Source organism: Martelella sp. AD-3 (genome assembly GCF_001578105.1).
GTDB lineage: Bacteria > Pseudomonadota > Alphaproteobacteria > Rhizobiales > Rhizobiaceae > Martelella.
Window position 1 is genome coordinate 2,539,491 of the sequence record NZ_CP014275.1, and the last position, 20,346, is coordinate 2,559,836.

General features: G+C 63.9%; 22 protein-coding genes. 10 read left to right on the forward strand and 12 right to left on the reverse strand.

Annotation, left to right across the window (positions count from 1 at the left end; all coding sequences use genetic code 11):
* Window positions 1-585: a nitroreductase gene (locus AZF01_RS11790; RefSeq protein ID WP_024707454.1), complete on the reverse strand. Its 585-nt coding sequence runs from the start codon at window positions 583-585 to the stop codon at window positions 1-3.
* A gap of 124 nt (window positions 586-709) precedes the next feature.
* On the opposite strand from AZF01_RS11790, the gene AZF01_RS11795 reads away from it, so the two are divergent.
* The 3 genes from AZF01_RS11795 (at window position 710) to AZF01_RS11805 (ending at window position 3,394) form a co-directional block, all read left to right on the forward strand.
* Window positions 710-1,654 (forward strand): hypothetical protein, encoded by a 945-nt coding sequence (locus tag AZF01_RS11795; RefSeq protein WP_152534491.1) that lies wholly within the window; start codon window positions 710-712, stop codon window positions 1,652-1,654.
* A gap of 28 nt (window positions 1,655-1,682) precedes the next feature.
* Complete coding sequence (locus tag AZF01_RS11800; RefSeq protein WP_024707456.1) at window positions 1,683-2,480, forward strand: glycosyltransferase family 25 protein; 798 nt, start codon at window positions 1,683-1,685, stop codon at window positions 2,478-2,480.
* A gap of 113 nt (window positions 2,481-2,593) precedes the next feature.
* Window positions 2,594-3,394, forward strand: a complete 801-nt coding sequence (locus AZF01_RS11805; protein WP_024707457.1) for a glycosyltransferase family 25 protein — start codon at window positions 2,594-2,596, stop codon at window positions 3,392-3,394.
* Between the two features lie 44 nt (window positions 3,395-3,438).
* Here the strand turns inward: AZF01_RS11805 and thrS are convergent, their stop codons facing one another.
* From thrS to AZF01_RS11825, 4 genes are all read right to left on the reverse strand, one after another.
* Window positions 3,439-5,412, reverse strand: a complete 1,974-nt coding sequence (gene thrS / locus AZF01_RS11810; RefSeq protein WP_024707458.1) for a threonine--tRNA ligase — start codon at window positions 5,410-5,412, stop codon at window positions 3,439-3,441.
* Window positions 5,413-5,560: 148 nt separating this feature from the next.
* Window positions 5,561-6,244: an outer membrane protein gene (locus AZF01_RS11815; protein WP_024707459.1), complete on the reverse strand. Its 684-nt coding sequence runs from the start codon at window positions 6,242-6,244 to the stop codon at window positions 5,561-5,563.
* A gap of 113 nt (window positions 6,245-6,357) precedes the next feature.
* Window positions 6,358-6,843, reverse strand: a complete 486-nt coding sequence (locus tag AZF01_RS11820; RefSeq protein ID WP_024707460.1) for an Lrp/AsnC family transcriptional regulator — start codon at window positions 6,841-6,843, stop codon at window positions 6,358-6,360.
* Window positions 6,844-6,908: 65 nt separating this feature from the next.
* Window positions 6,909-7,535: a uracil-DNA glycosylase family protein gene (locus AZF01_RS11825; protein ID WP_024707461.1), complete on the reverse strand. Its 627-nt coding sequence runs from the start codon at window positions 7,533-7,535 to the stop codon at window positions 6,909-6,911.
* Window positions 7,536-7,705: 170 nt separating this feature from the next.
* Here AZF01_RS11825 and AZF01_RS11830 point away from each other — a divergent pair, with 170 nt between their 5' ends.
* Together AZF01_RS11830 and AZF01_RS11835 are read left to right on the forward strand one after the other, a co-directional pair.
* On the forward strand, window positions 7,706-9,433 hold the full coding sequence (locus AZF01_RS11830) for a sensor histidine kinase KdpD (RefSeq protein ID WP_161633015.1): 1,728 nt from the start codon (window positions 7,706-7,708) through the stop codon (window positions 9,431-9,433).
* 14 nt (window positions 9,434-9,447) lie between these two features.
* A complete protein-coding gene (locus AZF01_RS11835; protein WP_024707463.1) occupies window positions 9,448-9,951 on the forward strand; it encodes a GNAT family N-acetyltransferase in 504 nt (167 codons plus the stop codon).
* An 11-nt stretch (window positions 9,952-9,962) separates the two neighbouring features.
* Here the strand turns inward: AZF01_RS11835 and AZF01_RS11840 are convergent, their stop codons facing one another.
* Window positions 9,963-10,331 carry a diacylglycerol kinase gene (locus AZF01_RS11840; RefSeq protein WP_024707464.1) on the reverse strand — a complete coding sequence of 123 codons (369 nt, stop codon included), beginning with the start codon at window positions 10,329-10,331 and terminating at the stop codon, window positions 9,963-9,965.
* 125 nt (window positions 10,332-10,456) lie between these two features.
* A complete protein-coding gene (gene cobT, locus AZF01_RS11845; RefSeq protein WP_024707465.1) occupies window positions 10,457-11,473 on the reverse strand; it encodes a nicotinate-nucleotide--dimethylbenzimidazole phosphoribosyltransferase in 1,017 nt (338 codons plus the stop codon).
* A 108-nt stretch (window positions 11,474-11,581) separates the two neighbouring features.
* Here cobT and AZF01_RS11850 point away from each other — a divergent pair, with 108 nt between their 5' ends.
* Window positions 11,582-12,361 (forward strand): adenosylcobinamide-GDP ribazoletransferase, encoded by a 780-nt coding sequence (locus tag AZF01_RS11850; protein WP_024707466.1) that lies wholly within the window; start codon window positions 11,582-11,584, stop codon window positions 12,359-12,361.
* A 66-nt stretch (window positions 12,362-12,427) separates the two neighbouring features.
* A complete protein-coding gene (locus tag AZF01_RS11855; protein ID WP_244435536.1) occupies window positions 12,428-13,138 on the forward strand; it encodes a TIGR02281 family clan AA aspartic protease in 711 nt (236 codons plus the stop codon).
* Window positions 13,139-13,142: 4 nt separating this feature from the next.
* Here AZF01_RS11855 and AZF01_RS11860 read toward each other — a convergent pair whose 3' ends face one another.
* From AZF01_RS11860 to AZF01_RS11875, 4 genes are all read right to left on the reverse strand, one after another.
* Window positions 13,143-13,964, reverse strand: coding sequence for a sulfite exporter TauE/SafE family protein (locus AZF01_RS11860; RefSeq protein ID WP_024707468.1), 822 nt, complete (start codon window positions 13,962-13,964; stop codon window positions 13,143-13,145).
* A gap of 377 nt (window positions 13,965-14,341) precedes the next feature.
* Window positions 14,342-14,551, reverse strand: coding sequence for a DUF3126 family protein (locus tag AZF01_RS11865; RefSeq protein WP_024707469.1), 210 nt, complete (start codon window positions 14,549-14,551; stop codon window positions 14,342-14,344).
* Between the two features lie 98 nt (window positions 14,552-14,649).
* Entirely contained in the window at window positions 14,650-15,477 is an 828-nt protein-coding gene (gene cysE / locus AZF01_RS11870) for a serine O-acetyltransferase (RefSeq protein WP_024707470.1), read from the reverse strand.
* A 121-nt stretch (window positions 15,478-15,598) separates the two neighbouring features.
* Window positions 15,599-16,378, reverse strand: a complete 780-nt coding sequence (locus AZF01_RS11875) for an alpha/beta fold hydrolase (protein WP_024707471.1) — start codon at window positions 16,376-16,378, stop codon at window positions 15,599-15,601.
* 147 nt (window positions 16,379-16,525) lie between these two features.
* On the opposite strand from AZF01_RS11875, the gene AZF01_RS11880 reads away from it, so the two are divergent.
* From AZF01_RS11880 to AZF01_RS11890, 3 genes are all read left to right on the forward strand, one after another.
* A complete protein-coding gene (locus tag AZF01_RS11880) occupies window positions 16,526-16,771 on the forward strand; it encodes a zinc-finger domain-containing protein (protein WP_024707472.1) in 246 nt (81 codons plus the stop codon).
* Between the two features lie 58 nt (window positions 16,772-16,829).
* Window positions 16,830-17,999, forward strand: coding sequence for an FAD-dependent monooxygenase (locus AZF01_RS11885; RefSeq protein WP_024707473.1), 1,170 nt, complete (start codon window positions 16,830-16,832; stop codon window positions 17,997-17,999).
* A gap of 94 nt (window positions 18,000-18,093) precedes the next feature.
* The gene (locus tag AZF01_RS11890; protein WP_024707474.1) at window positions 18,094-18,786 is read left to right on the forward strand and encodes an SH3 domain-containing protein; all 693 of its coding nucleotides are present in this window, start codon (window positions 18,094-18,096) and stop codon (window positions 18,784-18,786) included.
* A gap of 165 nt (window positions 18,787-18,951) precedes the next feature.
* Here AZF01_RS11890 and AZF01_RS11895 read toward each other — a convergent pair whose 3' ends face one another.
* Complete coding sequence (locus tag AZF01_RS11895; RefSeq protein WP_024707475.1) at window positions 18,952-20,139, reverse strand: cystathionine beta-lyase; 1,188 nt, start codon at window positions 20,137-20,139, stop codon at window positions 18,952-18,954.
* Between the last annotated feature and the right edge of the window lie 207 nt (window positions 20,140-20,346).

Genomic DNA, 20,346 nt, shown 5'->3' on the forward strand with positions numbered 1-20,346 from the left:
TCAGAGATCCCCGCGCCAGGTCACGACATCGGCGAGCTCCGGCCGGACGCGCTCGAAAGGCGCCTCGCGGCGCGTGCCGATATGGACGAAGCCGGCCACGCGCTCGCCCGCTTCGACGCCGAGTGCCGAAAAGGCGCGCTCGTCGAAGGCATACCACTCGCTGAGCCAGGTGGCGCCGTAGCCGAAGGCATTGGCGGCGGCCACCAGATTGTAGCAGGCGGCGCCCGCAGACATGACCTGCTCCCATTCGGGAATTTTCGGATGGACCGCGGCGCGGCTGATGACGCCGACGACCAGCGGCGCGCGCGTCAGCCGTTCGCGTTCGAGCTTGAGGCGTTCGGACGAGGCCGTCGCATCGTCGGCGAGGGTTATCTCGGCAAGCGCCTCGCCGACCTCGGCGCGCGCCGTGCCGGCATAGACGATGAAACGCCAGGGCGCGAGCTTGCCGTGATCGGGCACCCGCGCGGCGATCGTCAGGATCTCCTCAAGCTCGGCGCGGGAGGGGCCGGGCTCTGCTAGCTGCAGCACCGGCGTGGACCGGCGGGTCTTCAGAAATTCGACGACGGCTTCATTCTTCTCGTTCAACGCAAACCTCATTCGTTCGAAAACAGCGGCCCTTGCCCTTGAAAAGGCCACGATAATCAGGCCAAAACGCATTTTACGAATTTGCAGTGAACGCTTGCGCACCGCAAGTCAACCGGCGAGAAACATGTCTCTCTTTGCTCATTACCGATCGCTCCTCCTGCGGCTTCCTGCCGCCCTCTTCTGCGTCCTGATGCTCTCCGCCCTGCCGGCCGCGGGACAGAGCGCCGGCGAAGACCCGTTCTCGCTGATGCGCGGCACGCAGGAGCCCGGCGTCAAGCGGACGGTCGCCTTCGAGGCGCGCCTGACGAAAGACGGCGCGGTGATGCGCGAGGGACTGACCTGGCGCGTGTTCAAATCGGTTCCCGACAGCAACGGCCGGCTGGAACTGGTGGCTTCCGCCGAAGGCGGCAGCAAGGCGATCGAGCTGCCCGCCGGCGAGTATTTCGTCAACTGCGCCTTCGGACGCGCTTCGACCACCCGCAAGATCTCGGTTCCGCGCACCGGCGAGGACAAGGTGGACGTCTCCCTGGTGCTCGAGGCCGGCGGCCTCGTGCTCAACGCCACGCTCGGCGATCACAGCCGCGCCGACCCCGACCTGCTCCGGTTCACCATCTACGAGGACCGGGGTGAAAAACGCGAACTCGTCATCGAAAACGTCAAGCCGGAGACAATCCTGCGGCTGCGCGCCGGAACCTACGAGGTGATCTCCTATTATGGCGATCTCAACGCCGAGGCCCACGCCCGGCTCAAGGTCAGGGCCGGCGAGATCACCGAGGCGACGCTGAAGCAGCATGCCGCCACCGTCACGCTCACGCTTGCCGCCGAAAAGGGCGGCGAGGCGCTTGCCGACACGCTCTGGACCGTGCTCGGCGCCTCCGGCGATGTGCTGACCGAAAGCCGCAGCGCCTTCCCCTCGATGATCCTGGCGGAGGGCGAATACACCGCGATCGCCCGCAACAAGGACACCGTCTACGAGAAGAATTTCACCGTTGCGCCCGGCCAGTCGACGCAGGTCGAGCTGCTGCTTGACGAGGACAAGGCCGACCTGCCGGACGAAAGCGTGGATTGAAACCGGACCGAAGCGAGACTAGCCGACCATGAAAATCTACCTGCTCAACCTCGAAGACGACCGCGATCGCCTCGCGCACGCAACCGCTGTCTTCGCCGCCAAAGGCCTCGCCTTCGAACGACTTGCGGCCGTCGATGGGCGCAAGATGACGGACGTCGAACGGTCCGAACGCCTCGCTTTTCCCGCGGCCGGAAGCTTCGACCTCAGTCCTTCGCAGGTCGGCTGCTATCTCAGCCATGTTCATGCCTGGGAACGGTTTCTGGAAACCGATGCCGCACTCGCTGCCATCTTCGAGGACGACGTGCATCTCGGGGAGGATATCGACAGGCTGTTCTATGCACCGGAGCCGTGGATACCAAATGATGCGGATATCGTGAAGCTTGAAACCTGCCTGCAGAAAGTCCCGCTGCCGGAAAAAGCCGAAAGCGCGGTTCTCGGCCGGAAGCTGGTGCGATTGACCGGGCGTCATCATGGCGCGGCGGGCTACATCGTTACCCGCAAGGGCGCCGAGAAGCTGCTGGCCAACAGCCGCAAGCTTGCCGTCGGCGTCGATGCGATGATGTTCAGCCCGCAGATCGCCGTCGAAAGCCGGCCGATTGTGTATCAGCTGGAACCGGCGATCTGCATCCAGGACGATATTGCGGAGCGCACCAATGTCGACCGAGCCGGATTTCCGTCGCATAATGTCCCGAGCGGTAGGAAGTCTTACGGCGAAAATCAGTTGGCGCAGCTTCGGTATCGCCTTCTCGACCGGTCAAGGGCTTTCTACCTCAAGGCGCGCAACGCTCTGCGCGGCTATCGCAAACGCATCGTCGCCTTCCGCTGAGCATAGAGGCTTCGGACGCGACGACGCCGTTTTCCCTGTTCCCATCGGCCGGAGTTCCGCTATATAGCCGACGACCGGAAGCGGTCTTTCCCCTTGTCCAAGAAAGCCAGGCCTTGCTCACATTCGTCATCAACCTCGACCGGGATACCGAGCGCCTTGCCGCGATCACGTCCATCATGGCGGCGCGTGGGCTGGACTTCACCCGGCTTGCGGCAAGCGATGCCCGTCTGCTCGGCGATCACGAGGCCGCCCGGCTTTCGGCCTTTCCCGCCCCCTTCAGCCGTGAAATGACGCGCGGGGAGATCGGCTGCTACCTCAGCCACCGCCGCGCATGGGCCGCGCTTCTGGAAAGCGACGCGCCGTCAGCCACCATCTTCGAGGATGATGTCGAGATCAGCGCCGCAACCCGCGCCGTGCTTGACGGCCTCGAAAGCCGGCTCCCCGCAGGCGTCGATGTCGTGAAGTTCGAAACCAGCATGAAGCCCGCGGAACTGGCGCGGAAAACCGAACTCACGCTCGGCGACCATGCCGTCAAGCGCCTCGTCGGCTGCCATATCGGCTCCGCCGGTTATGTCATCACCCGGCAAGGCGCCGAGACGATGCTGGCCCGCAGCGAAAAGCTGTTCGTTCCGGTCGACGCGGCCCTGTTCGATCCGAGGGCCGGCATTCGCAACGATCTTTCCGTGATGCAGGTCGTGCCCGCCCTTTGCGTGCAGAACCGCTACGTGACAGGCGGGGCCGGCGCGGAAGATGTCGCCACGTCGATCGAGGAGCGGGGCACGCGAAAATCCTACGGTCGTTCGGCGCCGGAAATCGCCCTCAACCGCACAAGAGACAGGATCGCCGTGATCGCCCGCAAGGTCTCGGCCGTCATGGCCCGCCGCCGCGCCGCGATCGTCGAATACCGTCCCTGAAAGACAAAACGGCGCGGCCAGAAAACCGCGCCGTCCTTTTTTCCTTACGCCAGAGCGCGCTTGCGCTTCAGGTCCGGCGGCGTTGCCTCGTCGGTCAGCATGGCGATCGCATCGGCGAGCGCCATCGGCTGCTGGTCGCGCGAGCCGAGGCGGCGGATATTGACCGCTTCCTCTTCCGCCTCGCGCATGCCGCAGACGAGAATGACCGGCACCTTGGCCAGCGAATGTTCGCGGACCTTGTAGTTGATCTTCTCGTTGCGGAAGTCGGTCCCGACCGTAAGCCCGGCGGCGCGCAGCTTCTCGGCGACCTTGCGGCCATAGTCGTCCGCCTCGGAGGTGATGGTCGCGACCACCACCTGCTGCGGGGCGAACCACAGCGGCATATGGCCGGCATGGTTCTCGATCAGGATGCCGAGGAAACGTTCGAGCGAACCGCAGATGGCGCGGTGGATCATCACCGGCTGCTTCTTCTCCGAGGTCGAGTCGATATAAAACGCGCCGAAGCGTTCCGGCAGGTTGAAGTCCACCTGGGTGGTGCCGCACTGCCATTCGCGCCCGATCGCATCCTTCAGCGTATATTCGAACTTCGGACCGTAGAAGGCGCCCTCGCCCGGCAGGATGCCGGTCTTGATCCGCCCGCCCGACTGTTGCTCGATGGTCTTCAGCACCTCGGTCATGATCGCCTCGGCGTGATCCCAGTTCTCGTCCGAGCCGACGCGTTTTTCCGGCCGGGTGGAAAGCTTGACGACAATTTCCTTGAAGCCGAAATCCTCGTAGACCGACAGGATCAGGTCATTGATCTTCAGGCATTCCTCGGCAAGCTGTTCCTCGGTGCAAAAGACGTGGGCATCGTCCTGGGTAAAGCCGCGCACGCGCATCAGCCCGTGCATGGCGCCCGATGGCTCATAGCGATGCACGACGCCGAATTCCGCATAGCGGATCGGCAGTTCGCGGTAGGACTTCAGACCGTGCTTGAACAGCTGCACATGGCCGGGGCAGTTCATCGGCTTCAGCGCGAAGACGCGCTTGTCCTCGGCTTCCTCGTCGGCGCAGGCGACCGCGAACATGTTCTCGCGGTACCATTCCCAATGGCCGGAGGTCCGCCACAGGGCCGTATCCAGCACCTGCGGCGCGTTGACCTCCTCATACTCGCCCTCGAGACGGCGTCGCATATAGGAGGTCAACGACTGGAACATGCGCCAGCCCTTGGAATGCCAGAACACGACGCCCGGGCCTTCTTCCTGGAAATGGAACAGGTCCATCTCGCGGCCGAGCCGGCGATGGTCGCGCTTTTCCGCCTCCTCAAGGAAGGTGATATAGGCTTCGAGCTGCTGCTTCTCCGCCCAGGCCGTGCCGTAGATACGGGTCAGCATCGGGTTGTTGCTGTCACCGCGCCAATAGGCGCCGGCCACCTTCATCAGCTTGAAGGCATCGCCGATCTGGCCGGTTGACGTCATGTGCGGCCCGCGGCAGAGGTCGAACCAGTCGCCCTGGGAATAGATCTTGACGTCCTGGTCTTCGGGAATCGCGTCGACAAGCTCGACCTTGTAGACCTCGCCTTTTTCGGCGAAGACCTGCCTGGCCTTCTCGCGCGGCCAGACTTCCTTGGTGAAGGGGGCGTTGCGCTTGATGATCTCCCTCATCTTCTTCTCGATCTTCGGCAGATCGTCGGGCGTGAAGGGCGTCTCGCGGGCGAAATCGTAGTAGAAGCCGTTCTCGATCACCGGACCGATGGTCACCTGCGTTCCCGGCCACAATTCCTGCACGGCCTCGGCCATCACATGGGCGCAGTCGTGGCGGATCAGCTCGAGCGCGCGGTCATCGGCGCGGGTGACGATCTCGATGCGGCCGTCCTCGACCGGGTCGGCGAGATCGCGCAATTCGCCGTCAAGCGCAATGGCGACGGCTTTCTTGGCGAGAGATTTGGAGATTGACTCGGCAACATCCCGGCCGGTCGTGCCGGCGGCGTAGTCGCGCTTGGAGCCATCGGGGAAAATGAGGGAAATCTGATCGGACATATCTTCTCCTTAAACCAGTCCCGCCAACGAATGCGGGTGGACGAAAGGCCGTCCTGCACGGCCATTTCAACGAAGCCGCTCAATAGTAAAAAAACGGCCCTGCGTAAAGCCGCAAGGCCGTCTGGTCGTCGCCGCCGAAGGAAGATCGCTAGAATTTAACACCGAGACCTGCGGTGACGGTGTTCGAAGACGTCTCCTGATCGGCCGTGTTGCCCTTGCCGAAATAGCGGGAGAAATCGGCGCTCGGATAGCCGGTGTAGCGATATTCGAGCCGGGCGAAGATATTCTCCGTAAAGGCATAGTCGACGCCGGCGCCAACCGTGTAGCCGTAGATCACCTCATGCGGGCGCTTCGAGCCCGTGCCGAGATAGAAGTTCGCGACCGCGGCGCCTGCCGTGCCGTAGATCAGCGCGTTGCCGAGGGAGTAGCCGATGCGGCCCCTCAAGGATCCGCCCCAGTTGATGCCGTGGTTGCGCGAGACGCCGCCGGCGACATACTGGCTCATGTCAAAGGTATAGTCGCCGTCGACCTCGGCGCCGGCCACGAGATTGTTGTCGAACTGGAAATTATAGCCGGCGAAGGCGCCGACGATCGGTCCCGCAATACCGTTGGACCACGAGGAACTGCCGGACGCGCCCGAAATCGTGCCGCGGACCTGTGTCCAGTCATACCCGCCCCTGAGGCCGAGATAGGGGCCGTCCCACGGCAATTCCTCTTCCTCGACATAGACTTCCTGATAGACCGGCGCCGGCGCCGTGACCGCAAGGTCCGCCGCCAGTGACGGCCCCCCGGCCAGGACGACCAGAAAGGCCGTCGCAACTGCTCTCGTCATAACGCAATCCTCACGAATTATGCTTTATGACTGTTTAACAGCGAATGCTTAACAAATGGTCACATCACCAGGAAGAGCGCAACTTCTACTTGATGCCGCGCAGTCCGGCGGGCTCAGTCTCCGGTCCTGGACGGCTCCACCGCCATATAGTCAAGCGGGAGTTCGGTCGAAAACTTGATTTGCTCCATGGCGAAGGACGAGGAAACATCGCGGATCTCGATCTTGGCGATCAGCCGCTTGTAGAAGGCGTCATAGGCGGCGATATCCGGCACCACGACCCGCAGCAGGTAATCGACGTCGCCGCTCATGCGGTAGAACTCGAGCACTTCGGGAAAGTCGCCGATGACCTCGGAGAACCGCCTCAGCCACTCGACCGAGTGGGAGTTGGTGCGGATGGCGACGAAGACCGTGACATTGGCGTTGACCTTCTCCGGATCGAGCAGCGCCACGCGCCGCCTGATCACGCCCTCTTCCTCCATCTTCTGGATGCGGCGCCAGCAAGGCGTGGTGGAAAGCCCGACCTTCTTGCCGATATCGGCAACGGCCAGCGTCGAGTCTTCCTGAAGAAGGCGCAAAATCTTTCTATCCAGACGGTCCATTTCCGCTCTCCGTAAAAAATTTTTCCTGTTATAGCAAAAGTGGGGGCGAAAGAAAGGATGATTTTTCAGCCACCGCCGTAGAGCCGCACAGCTCTTTTCAGTTCCGGCAGCACTTCGTCCTCAAACCACGGATTCTTCTTCAGCCAGCCGGTGTTGCGCCAGCTCGGGTGCGGCAGCGGCAGGATGCGCGGCGCGCGGTTGGCAAAATAGCTCTCCCGCCAGTTTCGTACGGTCTCGGTCAACGTCTTGCGGCTGGCCTTCCCCATGTGCCACTTCTGCGCATACATGCCGATCGCCAGAACCAGTTCGATCTGCGGCATCGCCGCCATGGCCTCCTCCCGCCATTCAGGCGCGCATTCCCTGCGCGGCGGCAGGTCGCTGCCCTTTGCGTCATAGCCCGGAAAGCAGAAGCCCATCGGCAGGATGGCAAAGCGGGAGCGATCGTAGAATGCCTCGCGGCCGATCCCCATCCAGTCGCGCAGCCGGTCGCCCGAGCGATCGTTGAAGGGAATGCCGGTCTCGTGCACGCGCAGGCCCGGCGCCTGGCCGGCGATCAGGATCCGCGCGCGCGCCGACAGGACGGCAACGGGACGCGGTTCATGCGGCAGCCGGCGCTCCGCCCCGCCTTCCGGGCAGTCCCGGCAGATTCGGCAGGCCGGGATCGCGCGCGAAAGCCTTTCCGTATCGCTCATCAGGCGCTCCGGGGGCCTGCGGAAGGGTTGGCGAATGCGGCAAAGATTACGACCCGATTAAAAAACACGGCTAACAAATCCTTTACGGAAGGTATTTCTTAACAATTCGTTCGTAGGTTCATTAACAGCGACAACCACGATTAGCGATGGCGAACCTCAGCGAGGCCCACATGAAACGCGACACGACACAGCGTCATGATCCTCAGGACACAGAGACCGGGCTAGGTCCGGCCGCTTCCGGCGCGGCTTCGCAAACGCCGCCGGTCGAAGCCTTCCGTCATGCGCTTTCCGTCGTCGAAAAGGGCGTTCCCGCCATTGCGATCCTGCTGGTCATCACCGCGGTCGGCTTTCTTTATATCGGCAGGGACATGGTCTTTGCTCTCTGGGCGCTGACGGCGCTCGTCCTGCACGGCGTCGCCTTTGCCGTCATCCGCAACGCCGCGCGCGAGGGCAAGGATGCCGAAACCCTTGCCAAATGGAACAATCGCGTCATCGGCGCCTACTGGCTGGCGGGCGCGGCCTGGGCGCTGACCGCGCTTCTCGACTGCAGCGCCTGCACCGGCGCGGCCTTCCCCTTCTTCAAAGGGGCGATGGTGATCATCGCGCTCTCGCTGCTGGCGCTCGGCGCGGTCGCGCTGCCGAAGACGACCTGGCACGTTTTCATGCCCGCCGTGATGGCATTCGGCGCGATCGCCTATCTCGGGCGCGCGCCCTTCGACATCGGCCTTGCGTCGACCCTTGCCGTGGTCATGGTGTTCATCGCCTATTTCAGCCACCAGCTCGGCGCCGGCGACCAGGCCTTGCAGAGGAAGGAAAGCGAAAAGGACGCGCTGAACCGAAAGCTTGCCGAAAGCCTGAAAAAGGCCGAAGCGGCTGCACAGACGGCCGAGGACGCCAACAAGGCCAAGGCGGCCTTTCTCGCGGCGATGTCGCATGATCTGCGCACGCCGCTCAACGCCATCATCGGCTTTTCCGAAATCATGAAGGAAGAGATGATGGGACCGCTGAAAAACCCCTATTACAAGGAATATGCCTCCGACATCCACAGTTCCGGAACCCATCTTCTCGACATGATCGACAGCGTGCTCGATCTCTCCCGTCTGGAGGCCGGCGGATACCGGCTCACCGAACAGCCGGTCTATCTGGTCGATGTCATCGACGCGTCGATGGCGATGGTCGGACCCGAGGCCGCCTCGCGGGCGATCTCGATCCACTGCGACGCCGGGGGGCGGCTCGCACCGGTCATAGCCGATGGCCGCGCCGTCAAGCAGATGCTGATCAACCTGTTGTCTAACGCCATCAAGTTCTCGCCCGAGGGCTCCGACATTCTGGTCTCGGCCGGCAACACGGCCGAGGGCGGGCAGTATCTGAGCGTGCGCGATTACGGCTGCGGCATGGACGAGGAGGCGCTTGCGGCAGCTACGGATGCCTTCTCGCGCGGCCGGGCGGCGGACCATGTCGAAGGCTTCGGCCTCGGTCTCTCGATCGTCCGGCAGTTGGTCGAGGCGCACCAGGGCGCGCTCGTGCTCAAGTCCGCGCCGGGCCGGGGCACGCTTGCAAGCATCGAACTGCCCGAAGCCCGCGTGGCGGACCTGCCGGCGACGAGCCTTGCAACCGGCGACCTTGCCCTGCCGCTGTCGGCGGAGCGCTATATGCCATTCATCCCGGAGAGCATCGAGATCGAGGCCGAAGAGAGCGTCCGCACGGCGAAAGGCCGCAGCGGCCGCGACCGGCTGGCAGCCGCCCTCAGACGGCGTGCCCGCAAGGTCGCCAACGACGATGCCGGCCGCCCGTCCGACGCCGATCTCGCCCTTGAGGCCCGGCTGGAGGCGGACATCATGGAGGCGCTGGACCGCGAACGCGAAACGGAACGACTCAAGCCCGCCAATGCCGCATGAACCTGCAAAAGCACATGACCGTCATTCCCACGCTTGAAACGAACCGACTGCGTCTGCGCGCGCCGCGCTTCGCCGACTGGCCGGCCTACCTTGCCTTTCTCGCCTCGTCGCGCGCGCAATTCATGGGCGGCCCGCACACGGACGAGACAGCCTGGCCGTTTTTCTGCAACGATGTCGCGCAATGGCAGCTCTTCGGGCACGGCGCGTTGATGCTCGAAGACAAAGACAACGCCGCCGTTCTCGGCCAGGTCGCACTGTGCAAGGGTCCGCTGTTTCCCGAACTGGAGCTTGGCTGGTTTCTTTACGAGGCCGCCGAGGGCCATGGCTATGCGCTGGAGGCCGCCGCTGCCATGCTGCAATGGGGTTTTGCCGCGCGCGAGGAGCAAAGCTTCGTCAGCTATATCGATCCGGAAAACCGCCGCTCCATCAGGCTCGCCGAACGACTGGGCGCAAGCCTCGACGAAACGGCGCAGCGCCCCCATCCTGCGACGCTCGTCTATCGCCACCCCCGCCCATGACGGACGGCGCTCTAGAAGAACACGACATAGACGGCGTAGATGACATTGCAGCAGATCAGGCAGAAGGTGGCGAAGGAGCCGAGGTCCTTGGCGTGCTTGCCTTCCACCGAGCGTTCCGGCGAGACCCGGTCGATGATCTCCTCGACGGCCGTGTTCAGCGCCTCGGCGGCAAACAGTGAGAACATCAGGATCACGAAGATCATGAACTCGAGGCCGCTCGCACCGACAAGGACGAATATGGCAAGGCCGATGACGAAGCCGATCAGTTCATGACGAAAGGCTTCTTCCTTGAGCAGCCGCAGGAAGCCCTGCCAGGAATAGCCGCCGGCGGCGAACAGATGGCGAATGCCCTTTTGCTTCTCGATCGGCGGTTCGGCCATTCCGTCTCCTTCCGGCTCAAGACCAAGTCGGCGCACCCTGCCATCGGCATGTTACAGCTGCGCGACAAGCCTTTGACGACGCACGGGAATTGCCGTCACAAACAGCGCCCGGTACAAAGGTCGCATCAGCCCCGTCCGGAGACGCCGGCCTCCTCGAAGGTCGCCATGCCGGTGTGGCAGGCCGCCGCCGATTTCACCAGACTTGCGGCAAGCGCCGCGCCCGTGCCCTCGCCGAGGCGCATGCCGAGCGCAAGAAGCGGCGTCTTGCCCAGCTTCTGGATCAGCTTCAGATGCCCCGGCTCGGCCGAGACATGGGCGATCATGCAGTGATCGAGCGCCGAGGGATTGGCGGCCTTCAGCACGGCGGCGGCGGCGGTCACGGCATAGCCGTCGAGCAACACCGGCACCTTCTGCATCCGCGCGGCGATGATGGCCCCGGCGATTGCCGCGAACTCGCGTCCCCCGAGCCTGCGCAGCAGTTCCAGCGGATCGGAGAGATGGTCCTTGTGGCAGGCCACGGCCTGTTCGACGGCGGCGATCTTGCGTTCCAGCATCTCGCCTTCCGCACCGGTTCCGGGGCCGACCCATTCGGCGGCGGAACCGCCGTAAAGCCCGAGGCAGAGCGCCGCGGCAATCGCGGTGTTGCCGATGCCCATTTCGCCGAGGCAGAGCAGGTCCACCCCGCCGGCAACCGCCTCCATGCCGTAGGCCATGGTCGCCGCGCAATCGCGTTCGGAAAGGGCGGGCTCCACGGTAATATCGCCGGTCGGATAGTCGAGCGCCAGATCGAAGATCTTGAGGCTGAGGTCGACCGAGGCGCAGATCTGGTTGATCGCCGCGCCACCCTTCTCGAAATTGCCCACCATTTGCTGCGTGACGGTTGCCGGATAGGGCGTGATGCCTTTGGCCGCGATGCCGTGATTGCCGGCAAAGACGGCGACCATGGGACGGTTCACCGACGGTGCACGCCCGCTCCAGGCGGCAAGCCACATGGCGATCTCTTCCAGGCGTCCGAGCGCGCCCTCCGGCTTCGTCAGCAAAGAATTACGCTTCCGCGCCGCCGCAAGGGCTGGCGTATCGGCTCCCGGGAGAGCCTCCAGCAGAGCACGGAAATCATCGAAGGGCTGTCCGGCGGCTTCCATCTAGAGTAAGTCCTTTTTTACTATTACGAGCATAAACGGGCTATCCAAGGTTGTCTCGATCTGCCATAGTTATACACCTATCGCGCACACATTGACGAAAGTGCCACCATGACGCGACTGTCGAACCTGGCGAAAGACCTCGCCGTGGCAACCGGTTTTCTGACGAGATATCCCATTCCGGCGCAAATGCAAACCGTTCCGCCGGACGGCGCGCGCGCGGCATGGGCCTTTCCCCTTGCCGCCGTTCTCGCAGCCCTGTTGCCTGCCCTTGTTTTGCCGTCCCTGACGATGCTCGGCGCCGGGCCTTTGCTGGCGGCGCTGATCGCAATCGCGGTCAGCCTCATGGTCACCGGCGCGCTTCACGAGGACGGTCTTGCCGATTCCTTCGACGGCCTTTTCGGCGGACAGGACCGCGCGGCCGCGCTGGCGATCATGAAGGACAGCAGCACCGGAGCCTACGGTACGATCGCCCTTATCCTCTCAATCCTGTTGCAGGCCGTCGCACTTGCGGTCCTGGTTGCAGAGGGTTCGTGGAATGCAGCGCTTTTCCTCATCGCCGGAGCGGCAGGCGGGCGCGCCGCCATGGTCTGTCAATGGAGCGCCCTTCCGTCAGCGCGCACCGACGGAGCAGCGTCCGCCCTCGGTCGCCCCGGAAGACAGTCGGCGCTCTGCGCAGTTCTCGGCGGCGTCGTCATCATCGGCCTTTCGGCCCTCGCGACCGGGACGGTGTGGCCCGCGCTTGCCGCCCTTGTCTGCGGCGCGGCCGCCGCCCTCGGTTTCAGCCTGTTCGTCGCCCGCCGTCTCGGCGGCTGCACGGGCGATACGCTCGGCGCCACGGCCCGGATCAGCGAGACCGTCTTCCTCGTCGCCCTTGCCATTTGCGTCTGAAACCCGATATCCGGTCACGATGACACGGCGCGGGTTCAGTGCGCGCCTTTCGCCTGCAAAGAGGGAGTGACCGCCTTGCGCCTGTTCTGGATCCTGATCGCAATCGTCGCAGTGGGGATGATCATGCTGATGGTCACCGGCGGCGACGGCACCACGCTCGGCCTTGCCAATGACGAGTTCGCCTCCGCGCTCTGGCTTGCGCCGCTGCTGGTTCTCGTCGCCGCCGGCGTGCTGCAGGGCCAGCGCAATTTCGGCCATGTGTTCCAGTCGCTGCTGATCTGGGCCGCGATCCTGCTGGTCATTTCCGCCGCCTATATCTTCCGCCATGATTTCCGGGAGGTCGGCGCCCGCCTCTTCGGCGGCCTCGTGCCCGGCATGTCGATGACGACGACCATGGTCGACGGCCGCGAACAGGTGATTATCGGCAAGCGCCGCGACGGGCACTTCACCGCCAATGTCGAAGTCGACGGCGTCAGCGTGGCGATGCTGGTCGACACCGGCGCAAGCCGGGTGACGCTGACGACAAGGGACGCGGAGCGGATCGGCTTCGATGCCGGATCGCTCAGCTTCACGGCGATGGTCTCAACGGCAAACGGCAACGCCATGGCGGCCCCCGTCACGCTTGACGAGGTCGCGATCGGCCCGATCACGCGCCGCAACGTCCGCGCCATGGTGGCCGGGGAAGGCCTTCTGTCTCAAAGCCTGCTCGGCATGAGCTTCCTCGGCACGCTGAGTTCGGTCGACATGCGCGCCGAGGAACTGCGCCTCACCGATTGAGCGTTCAGAAGAACGAGATGAAGAAGCGGGCGGAGATCGTCAGCAGGAAAATGCCGAAACCGGCCGTCAGCACCCGGTCGGAAACCGCATGGGCGGCGCGCGCGCCGACGGGCGCGATCAGGAGCGTGATCGGAATGATCAGCGCCACCGCGATCCAGTTGACATAGCCGGTGGACAGAACCGGAAGCCCGGGATGGCCCCAGCCGCCGATGACGTTGCCGACAAAACTCGGGATCGAGATCAGCACGCCGACCCCCGCCGACGTCGCCACCGCCTGCAGCATCGACCGGTTGTAGAGCGTCATGAAGGTGTTGTTGAGCGTGCCGCCGCCGATGCCGATCAGCCCGGACAAAAGCCCGATCAGCCAGCCGCAGCCGAACAGAGCGGGGTTCTTCGGCAGGTCCTCGCCGAGCCGCCATTTCGAGGCCTTCGGATAGAGCATCTTCAGGCCGATCAGCAGCGTGATCACGGCGAAGGCCGCGCGCAGCACGTCGCCCGGCGCATAGGCGATGACCATGGCCGAGACGATGGCGCCGAAGGGCACGGCGATGATCCATTGCCTCAGCAGCTTCATGTCCACCGTGCCGCGCTTGTAATGCGACTGGAAGGAACGCAGCGAGGTCGGAATGATGATGGCAAGCGAGGTTCCGACGCAGAGCTTCATGCGCACGCCCTCGTCCACGCCGGCAAGCGCGAAGGCCTGGTAGAAGACCGGCACCAGCACGGCGCCGCCGCCAATGCCGAAGAGGCCGGCGAGGAAGCCGGCGACGCAGCCGGCCACTGCCAGCAGAACGACGAGTTGCAGGATTTCGGAAATCGGCGGCATGCGTAGTCCCCTCACGCACCTTCCAAGCGCAACAGGTCAAAGCGCAATCAGAAGGTTTTTGACTGTCGGATTATCATTGGCGATGTGTCATCAAAACGTGATCTTCTTACACTATCCCGTGGCCAGGGCAAACGGGGATGCACGGCGCAGCGTTTTTCGCGCCGGTGTCCCCCGGACTGGTTTTCATCAGCTCGCCATATTGGCCCGCGCATGTTCAGTTTTTCTGTTCAAGACAGTTTCCGATCACCAAAGCTTTTTCGCTTTTTTTCTTTGCCGGCCCTTCCTGGGCCGGCCTTTTTTTGGGCTATTCCGCAAACACGACACAAAAAAACCGGCCGTTTCGAACGACCGGTTCCTGTCACGCATATGCCCTGCGATCAGGGCTCGAGATCGACGTCGAGGATCGCCATGGAGAAATTGAAGGAGCGGTCGCCGTCCTCATCGTCGAGATAGATGACGCCGATGAATTCGTCCTCGCGGTAGACCTCGCAGGAATCGTCCTTGCGCGGACGCGCGCGCACGGCAAAGAGCGGCCCGAACATGCGCTTGAAATAGGAGTCGAGCTTTTTGATTTCGTCTGGCTTCAAGGGATGAACTCCGTCTGGTCTTCAAGTGGTGGCGCGCTTGTGACACGCAAGGGCCGAGAATGCAAATGCGCGAGCGGATGGATTTCAGGGCCGGGCTGTCAGTCTTCCGAGCCGATCAACTGATCCATCGACCGGGCGGGGTCGGAGCAACCGGCCGTGCCGATCACCTTCGCCGGAACGCCCGCAACCGTCGAATTGGCCGGAACCGGCTTCAGCACCACGGAGCCCGCGGCAATCCGCGAGCAATGGCCGACGGTGATGTTGCCGAGCACCTTGGCGCCGGCGCCGATCAGAACGCTGTCGCCGATCTTCGGGTGGCGGTCGCCGCTTTCCTTGCCCGTGCCGCCGAGCGTGACGCCCTGCAGGATCGAGACATCGTCGCCGATCGTGGCGGTCATGCCGACGACGAGACCGGTCGCATGGTCGAGGAAGATGCCCTTGCCCATTTTCGCGGCTGGATTGATGTCGGTCTGGAACACGCTGGAAGAGCGGCTCTGCAGGTAGAGCGCGAAATCCTGGCGTCCCTTCTGCCACAGCCAGTGCGCCAGCCTGTGGGTCTGGATTGCGTGAAACCCCTTGAAATAGAGCACCGGTTCCATGAAGCGGGTGCAGGCCGGGTCGCGGTCATAGACGGCCTGGATGTCGACCCGGAGGATATCGCCCCATTCCGGCCAGTCGCGCCGCATCTCGTCAAAGGTCTGGCGCAGCAGGATCGCCTGGACGTCCGGATGATCGAGCCGCTCGCAGATGCGGTAGACGACGCAATCCTCAAGCGATGTGTGGTTCAGGATCGTCGAATAGAGAAAGGCGGCAAGGATCGGGTCCTTCTCAAGCGCGTATTCCGCCTCGGCCCTGAGGCTCGCCCAGATCGGGTCGACGGCCTTCAGGCTGGTCTCGTGACCGGTCTTGTCGGGATGTGCGGCCATCGTGGCCTCCTGTGGTTCGGGCGCCGCGCGCCTGTCCTTCCAACGAAGTCGCTTCTGTTCCGGCGCAAATATAGATTCACTGCGAGCCGATTACAAATGCGCCCGCGGTCAGTTTTTCGTGTCAGCCGCCGTTCTCGCGCGCAAGGAATTCCAGAACGGCCTTCTTGAACACCTTGTCGCCGACGGCCAGCATGTGGTCGCGATTGGGAATATCGAGCGCGATCGCGTTCTGCATCTGCCCTGCCAGCGTCTGCGGCGAGCCCGCCAGATCGTCCTTCGTGCCGACGCCGATCAGCGTCGGCGCCGCGATCTTTCCGATCTCGTCCCGCGCAATGTTCTGGCGCGAGGTTTCGATGCAGGCGGCAAGGGCCAGACGGTCGCTCTTCGTCTGGTCGGCAAAGGCGCGGAACATGCGTCCCTTCTCGTCGGTGACGTCATCGAGCGAAGGCGCCCTCAGGGCCGCCGCGATCGCGTCCCAGTCGCCCACCCCGTCGCAAAGGCCGATGCCGAGGCCGCCGAAGACGAGCGAGCGCACCTTTTGCGGATGGGCGAGCGCCAGATAGGCCGAGATCCGCGCGCCCATCGAATAGCCCATCACATGGGCGCTTTCGATTTCGAGATGCTCGAGCAGCGCCGCCGCGTCTCCGGCCATCAGCGCAGGGTAATAGACCTCGGGGTCATGCGGCTTGTCGCTCTGGCCGTGGCCGCGATTGTCGATCGCGATCACCCGGTAGCCGGCATCGCCAAGCGTCTTCAGCCAGCCCGGATGCACCCAGTTGACCGCCGCCGTCGAGGCGAAGCCGTGGATCAGCAGCACCGGCGCGCCCGCGCCCTCGTCGAAAAAGGCGAGTTCGAGCCCGTCATGTTCAAACGATCTGAACTGCGGAAGGTTGAGGTTCATCGCGGCCGTCTCCGTTGTCGACTTCTGCCCGAAAGACCCCGGCAAAAGGGTGGTTCAAAACCGCCCGCCATCGCAATTCGGGTACTACACATTTGCCGCGAAGAGTTATAGTGTCCGGGCCGAAAGCTCAAGGAACCGGAGACAATTATGGCTGGCCACGCGATCGCCCATTTCAAGAATGACGAAGGACACAGGACCATCGAGATCGGCGTCAAGGAATTCATGTGCGTCGGCGCGTCCGCACCGTTCGACCATCCGCATATCTTCATCGACATGGGCGATGACGACGAGGCGGTCTGTTCCTATTGCTCGACGCTCTACAAGTTCTCGCCGGCCCTTCACGGCGAAGAGACCAACCCGCCCGGCTGCGCCTACCGCGTCGACGCCGCCTGACCTAGCCCTCGGACAGCGCCAGTCTCGTCATGGCGCGGCGACGGGTCGGGAGGAGAAGATGACGATTTCACACGCAGCCATTGTCGGCGCCGGCATTTCCGGCCTGACGGCCGCTCTGGCGCTTGCCCGGCACGGCATTTCCAGCGAGATCTTCGAGCAGGCGGATGCGCTCGCCGAAGTCGGCGCCGGCCTGCAGATCTCGCCCAATGCCTCGCGCTGCCTGGCGAAGATCGGCGTTCTCGGCCGGCTCGAGGGGCAGTGGCGGGAGCCGAAGAAAGTGGCGCTGGCCTCGGGCCTGACGCTCAGGGAGCTCGCCCACGTTCCCGTCGGCGAGGCGCGCAAGCGCTGGGGCGCCCCCTATGGCACGCTGCACCGCGCGACGCTGCAATCGGCGCTCAAACACGCCGTCGCGGATGAACCGCTCGCAACCCTCAGGCTCGGCGCCCGCATCGACAAGGCAAACAGGGCAACGCTTTCCGGCAGGACGGAAAAACCCGCCGATATCATCATCTGCGCCGACGGCGTCTGGTCGCACAGCCGGCGTCAGATCAAGGGCGCGCCGGAAGCGCGCTTTTCCGGCAATATCGCCTGGCGCTTCGTGCTCTCTTCCGAAGACGCGCCCGGCTTTCTCGAGCGCGACAGCGTGACCGCCTTCATGGGACCGATGGCCCATCTCGTCGCCTATCCGCTGCGCGATGTCGGCGGCTTCAACCTCGTCGCCATCGCCGCCGGCGCAAGCGCCGGGGAAGCCTGGCACACCGAGGTCGACAGTAGCTGGAAAACGGCGCTGGAGCGCCACTTCAAGGGCTGGAACCCGGAGCTGACCCGGCTGTTTTCCGCCGACAAGCCAACCTTCTGGCCGCTCTACGAGGCGGGCGAAGGCAACTGGCACAACGGCAGCGACACAATTGTGATCGGCGATGCCGCCCACGCGCTGATGCCATTTTCCGCGCAAGGGGCGGCAATGGCGATCGAGGATGGTTTCGAACTGGCCGCCTTCCTCGCCGGCATGGAAGCGCCCCAGGCCTTCGAGGCCTTCGTCGCCCATCGCAAGCCGCGCCTTGCGGCGCTGCGCAAGCGCACCGGCTTCAACAAGTTCGCCTATCACGCGTCAGGCCCCATTCGCATCGGCCGCGATATCGTGCTGAAGCTGCGCTCGCCCGAAGCGCTCGCGGGCGAACTCGACTGGCTCTATGGCTATCACGCCTACGGGCTCGACCGGATCTGAGACCGGTGCGCGCCGAGAGGCGCGACATTTCGTTCATCCCCGTTTCAGCCTGCTGGTCTAGACTGGATCTCATCGCCCAACGGGGAGCAGAAACATGAAACTCCGCGCCTTCATCACCTCAACCGGCCTCGCGCTCGCCGCGACGCTTTTCGCCGTTCAGGCCGAGGCCCAGTCGGTGAACGCCTATGCGACGACCAGCGTCAACCTGCGTGCCGGCCCGTCAACCTCCTATCCGGTGATCACCGTCGTGCCGGCGGGCGCGGCGATCGCCAATAATGGCTGCCTTGCCGACTACAGCTGGTGCGACGTGTCCTACGCCAATTATCGCGGATGGCTTGCCGCGCGCTACATGAAGGTGCCCTATCAGGGTCAACGCCAGGTGCTGACGCCGGGAATAGCCTTTGCCACCGGCATCGCCGTCACCGCCTTCTCCCAGTCCTACTGGAACAATTACTATCGCGGCTATCCCTGGTACGGGGCCTGGAACCGCTACCCGCCGCCGCCGCCGCCAAGGCCCTATCGGCCGCCGCCCGGCTGGCGCGCACCGCCGGGCTGGGGCGGACCGCCGCCCGGATGGCGTCCGCCGCCCGGTTATCGTCCGGGCTGGGGCGCGCCGCCGCCGCACGCAGCCCCGCCGCCCTACCGTCCGCCACCGCATGCGGCACCGCCGCCGCATCGTCCGCCGCATCGTCCGCCGCCGGGCGCCCGCCCGCCCTATTACGGCCCGGGACCCGTGCGTCCCGGCCCATCCATGCGACCAGGCGAACGACGCTTCGACCGCCGCTGAACGAACAAAAAAGCCGGCGCGCCTCCCCAGGCCCGCCGGCTTTCTCGTTGCCGCAAAAGGTCCTAGAGCGCCGTGCGTCCTTTCGGACGCACAAAGGACACTCTAACCTGTTGAATCTACGCATTGTGCTTTCCGAAAATCGATTCCGATTTTCGGGCCGATGCGCTAGGCCGCGGCCGCGGCAACCAGACCCTTTTCCAGATCCGCCTTCAGATCCTCGACATCCTCCAGCCCGATATGCAGGCGGATGACCGGGCCGTCCTCCGGCGCGGTGCAGACCGTGCGGTTGGACAGGTTGACCGGCACGGCGAGCGATTCGTAGCCGCCCCAGGAATAGCCGATCCCGAAAATGTCGAGCGCATCGAGGAAGGCGTGCTGGCGCGCCCTGAACGCGCCCTCCTCCGCCTTCAGCACGAAGGAAAACAGACCGCTGGCGCCGGTGAAATCGCGCTTCCAGATATCGTGGCCGGGAAAGGACGGCAGGGCGGGGTGAAGAACGCGGGAGACCTCCGGCCGTTCCTCCAGCCAGAGCGCCACCGCAAGCGCGCTTTTCTGGTGATGGGCCAGCCTGACGCCCATGGTGCGCAGTCCGCGCAGGATCTGGTAGCTGTCGTCGGGCGCGGCGCACATGCCGGTCCAGGTGTAATGCTCCTCCAACTGCCTGAAACAGCGCGCGTTGGCCGACGCGGTTCCCATCAGAACATCGGAATGGCCGGAGGGGTATTTTGTCGCGGCGTTGAGCGAGAGGTCGACGCCGAAATCGAGCGGTTTGAAATAGAGCGGCGTCGCCCAGGTATTGTCCATCGAGACGATCGCGCCCCTGGCATGGGCGAGTTCCGACAGCGCCCGGATATCCTGCATCTCGAACGTGTTCGAACCGGGCGCCTCGGTGTGGAAGATGCGGGTATTGGGCCTGAACATCTTCTCGACCTCAAGGCCCAGTGCGGGGTGGTAATATTCAACCTCGACCCCCATGCGGGTCAGGACGTTGTCGGCGAAGCGGCGCGCCGGATCATAGACCGAATCGACGATCAGGATGTGGTCTCCCGGCGCAAGAAAGGCAAGCCAGGGCATGGTGATGGAGGCGAGACCGGAGGGGTAAAGCAGCGTCCCGGCGGCGTTCTCGATCTCGTTCAGCGCCGCGCAGAGCGCGTCCGTCGTCGGCGTGCCATGGGTTCCGTAGGTGTATTTCTGCGAACCGCCGACAGCCGTTTTCGCATCCGGAAACAGCACCGTCGAGGCGTGCACGACCGGCGGATTGACGAAACCGTGGAACGATCCCGGATCATGGCCCGTGTGAGCGAGAATGGTGTTGTCTCCGGCCTTTTTGCCGGCGGTCTTCTTGAAAGCCATGATCATGTTCCGCTGAGTTGAGGACGGTGCAGTCGCGCGCCTGTTTTGAATCGTCGTTTCCGGCCGGTCAAGCCGCAAAGAGGAAAACCAAATTACGACTAAAGGATTAGACTAATGAAAGGAAACCCTGCCCGAATTACCAGCATAAAATTGCCCATAATTTGCCGCCTTGCCCATTTTTTGAACGAAAACGGACGTTTTTCACAA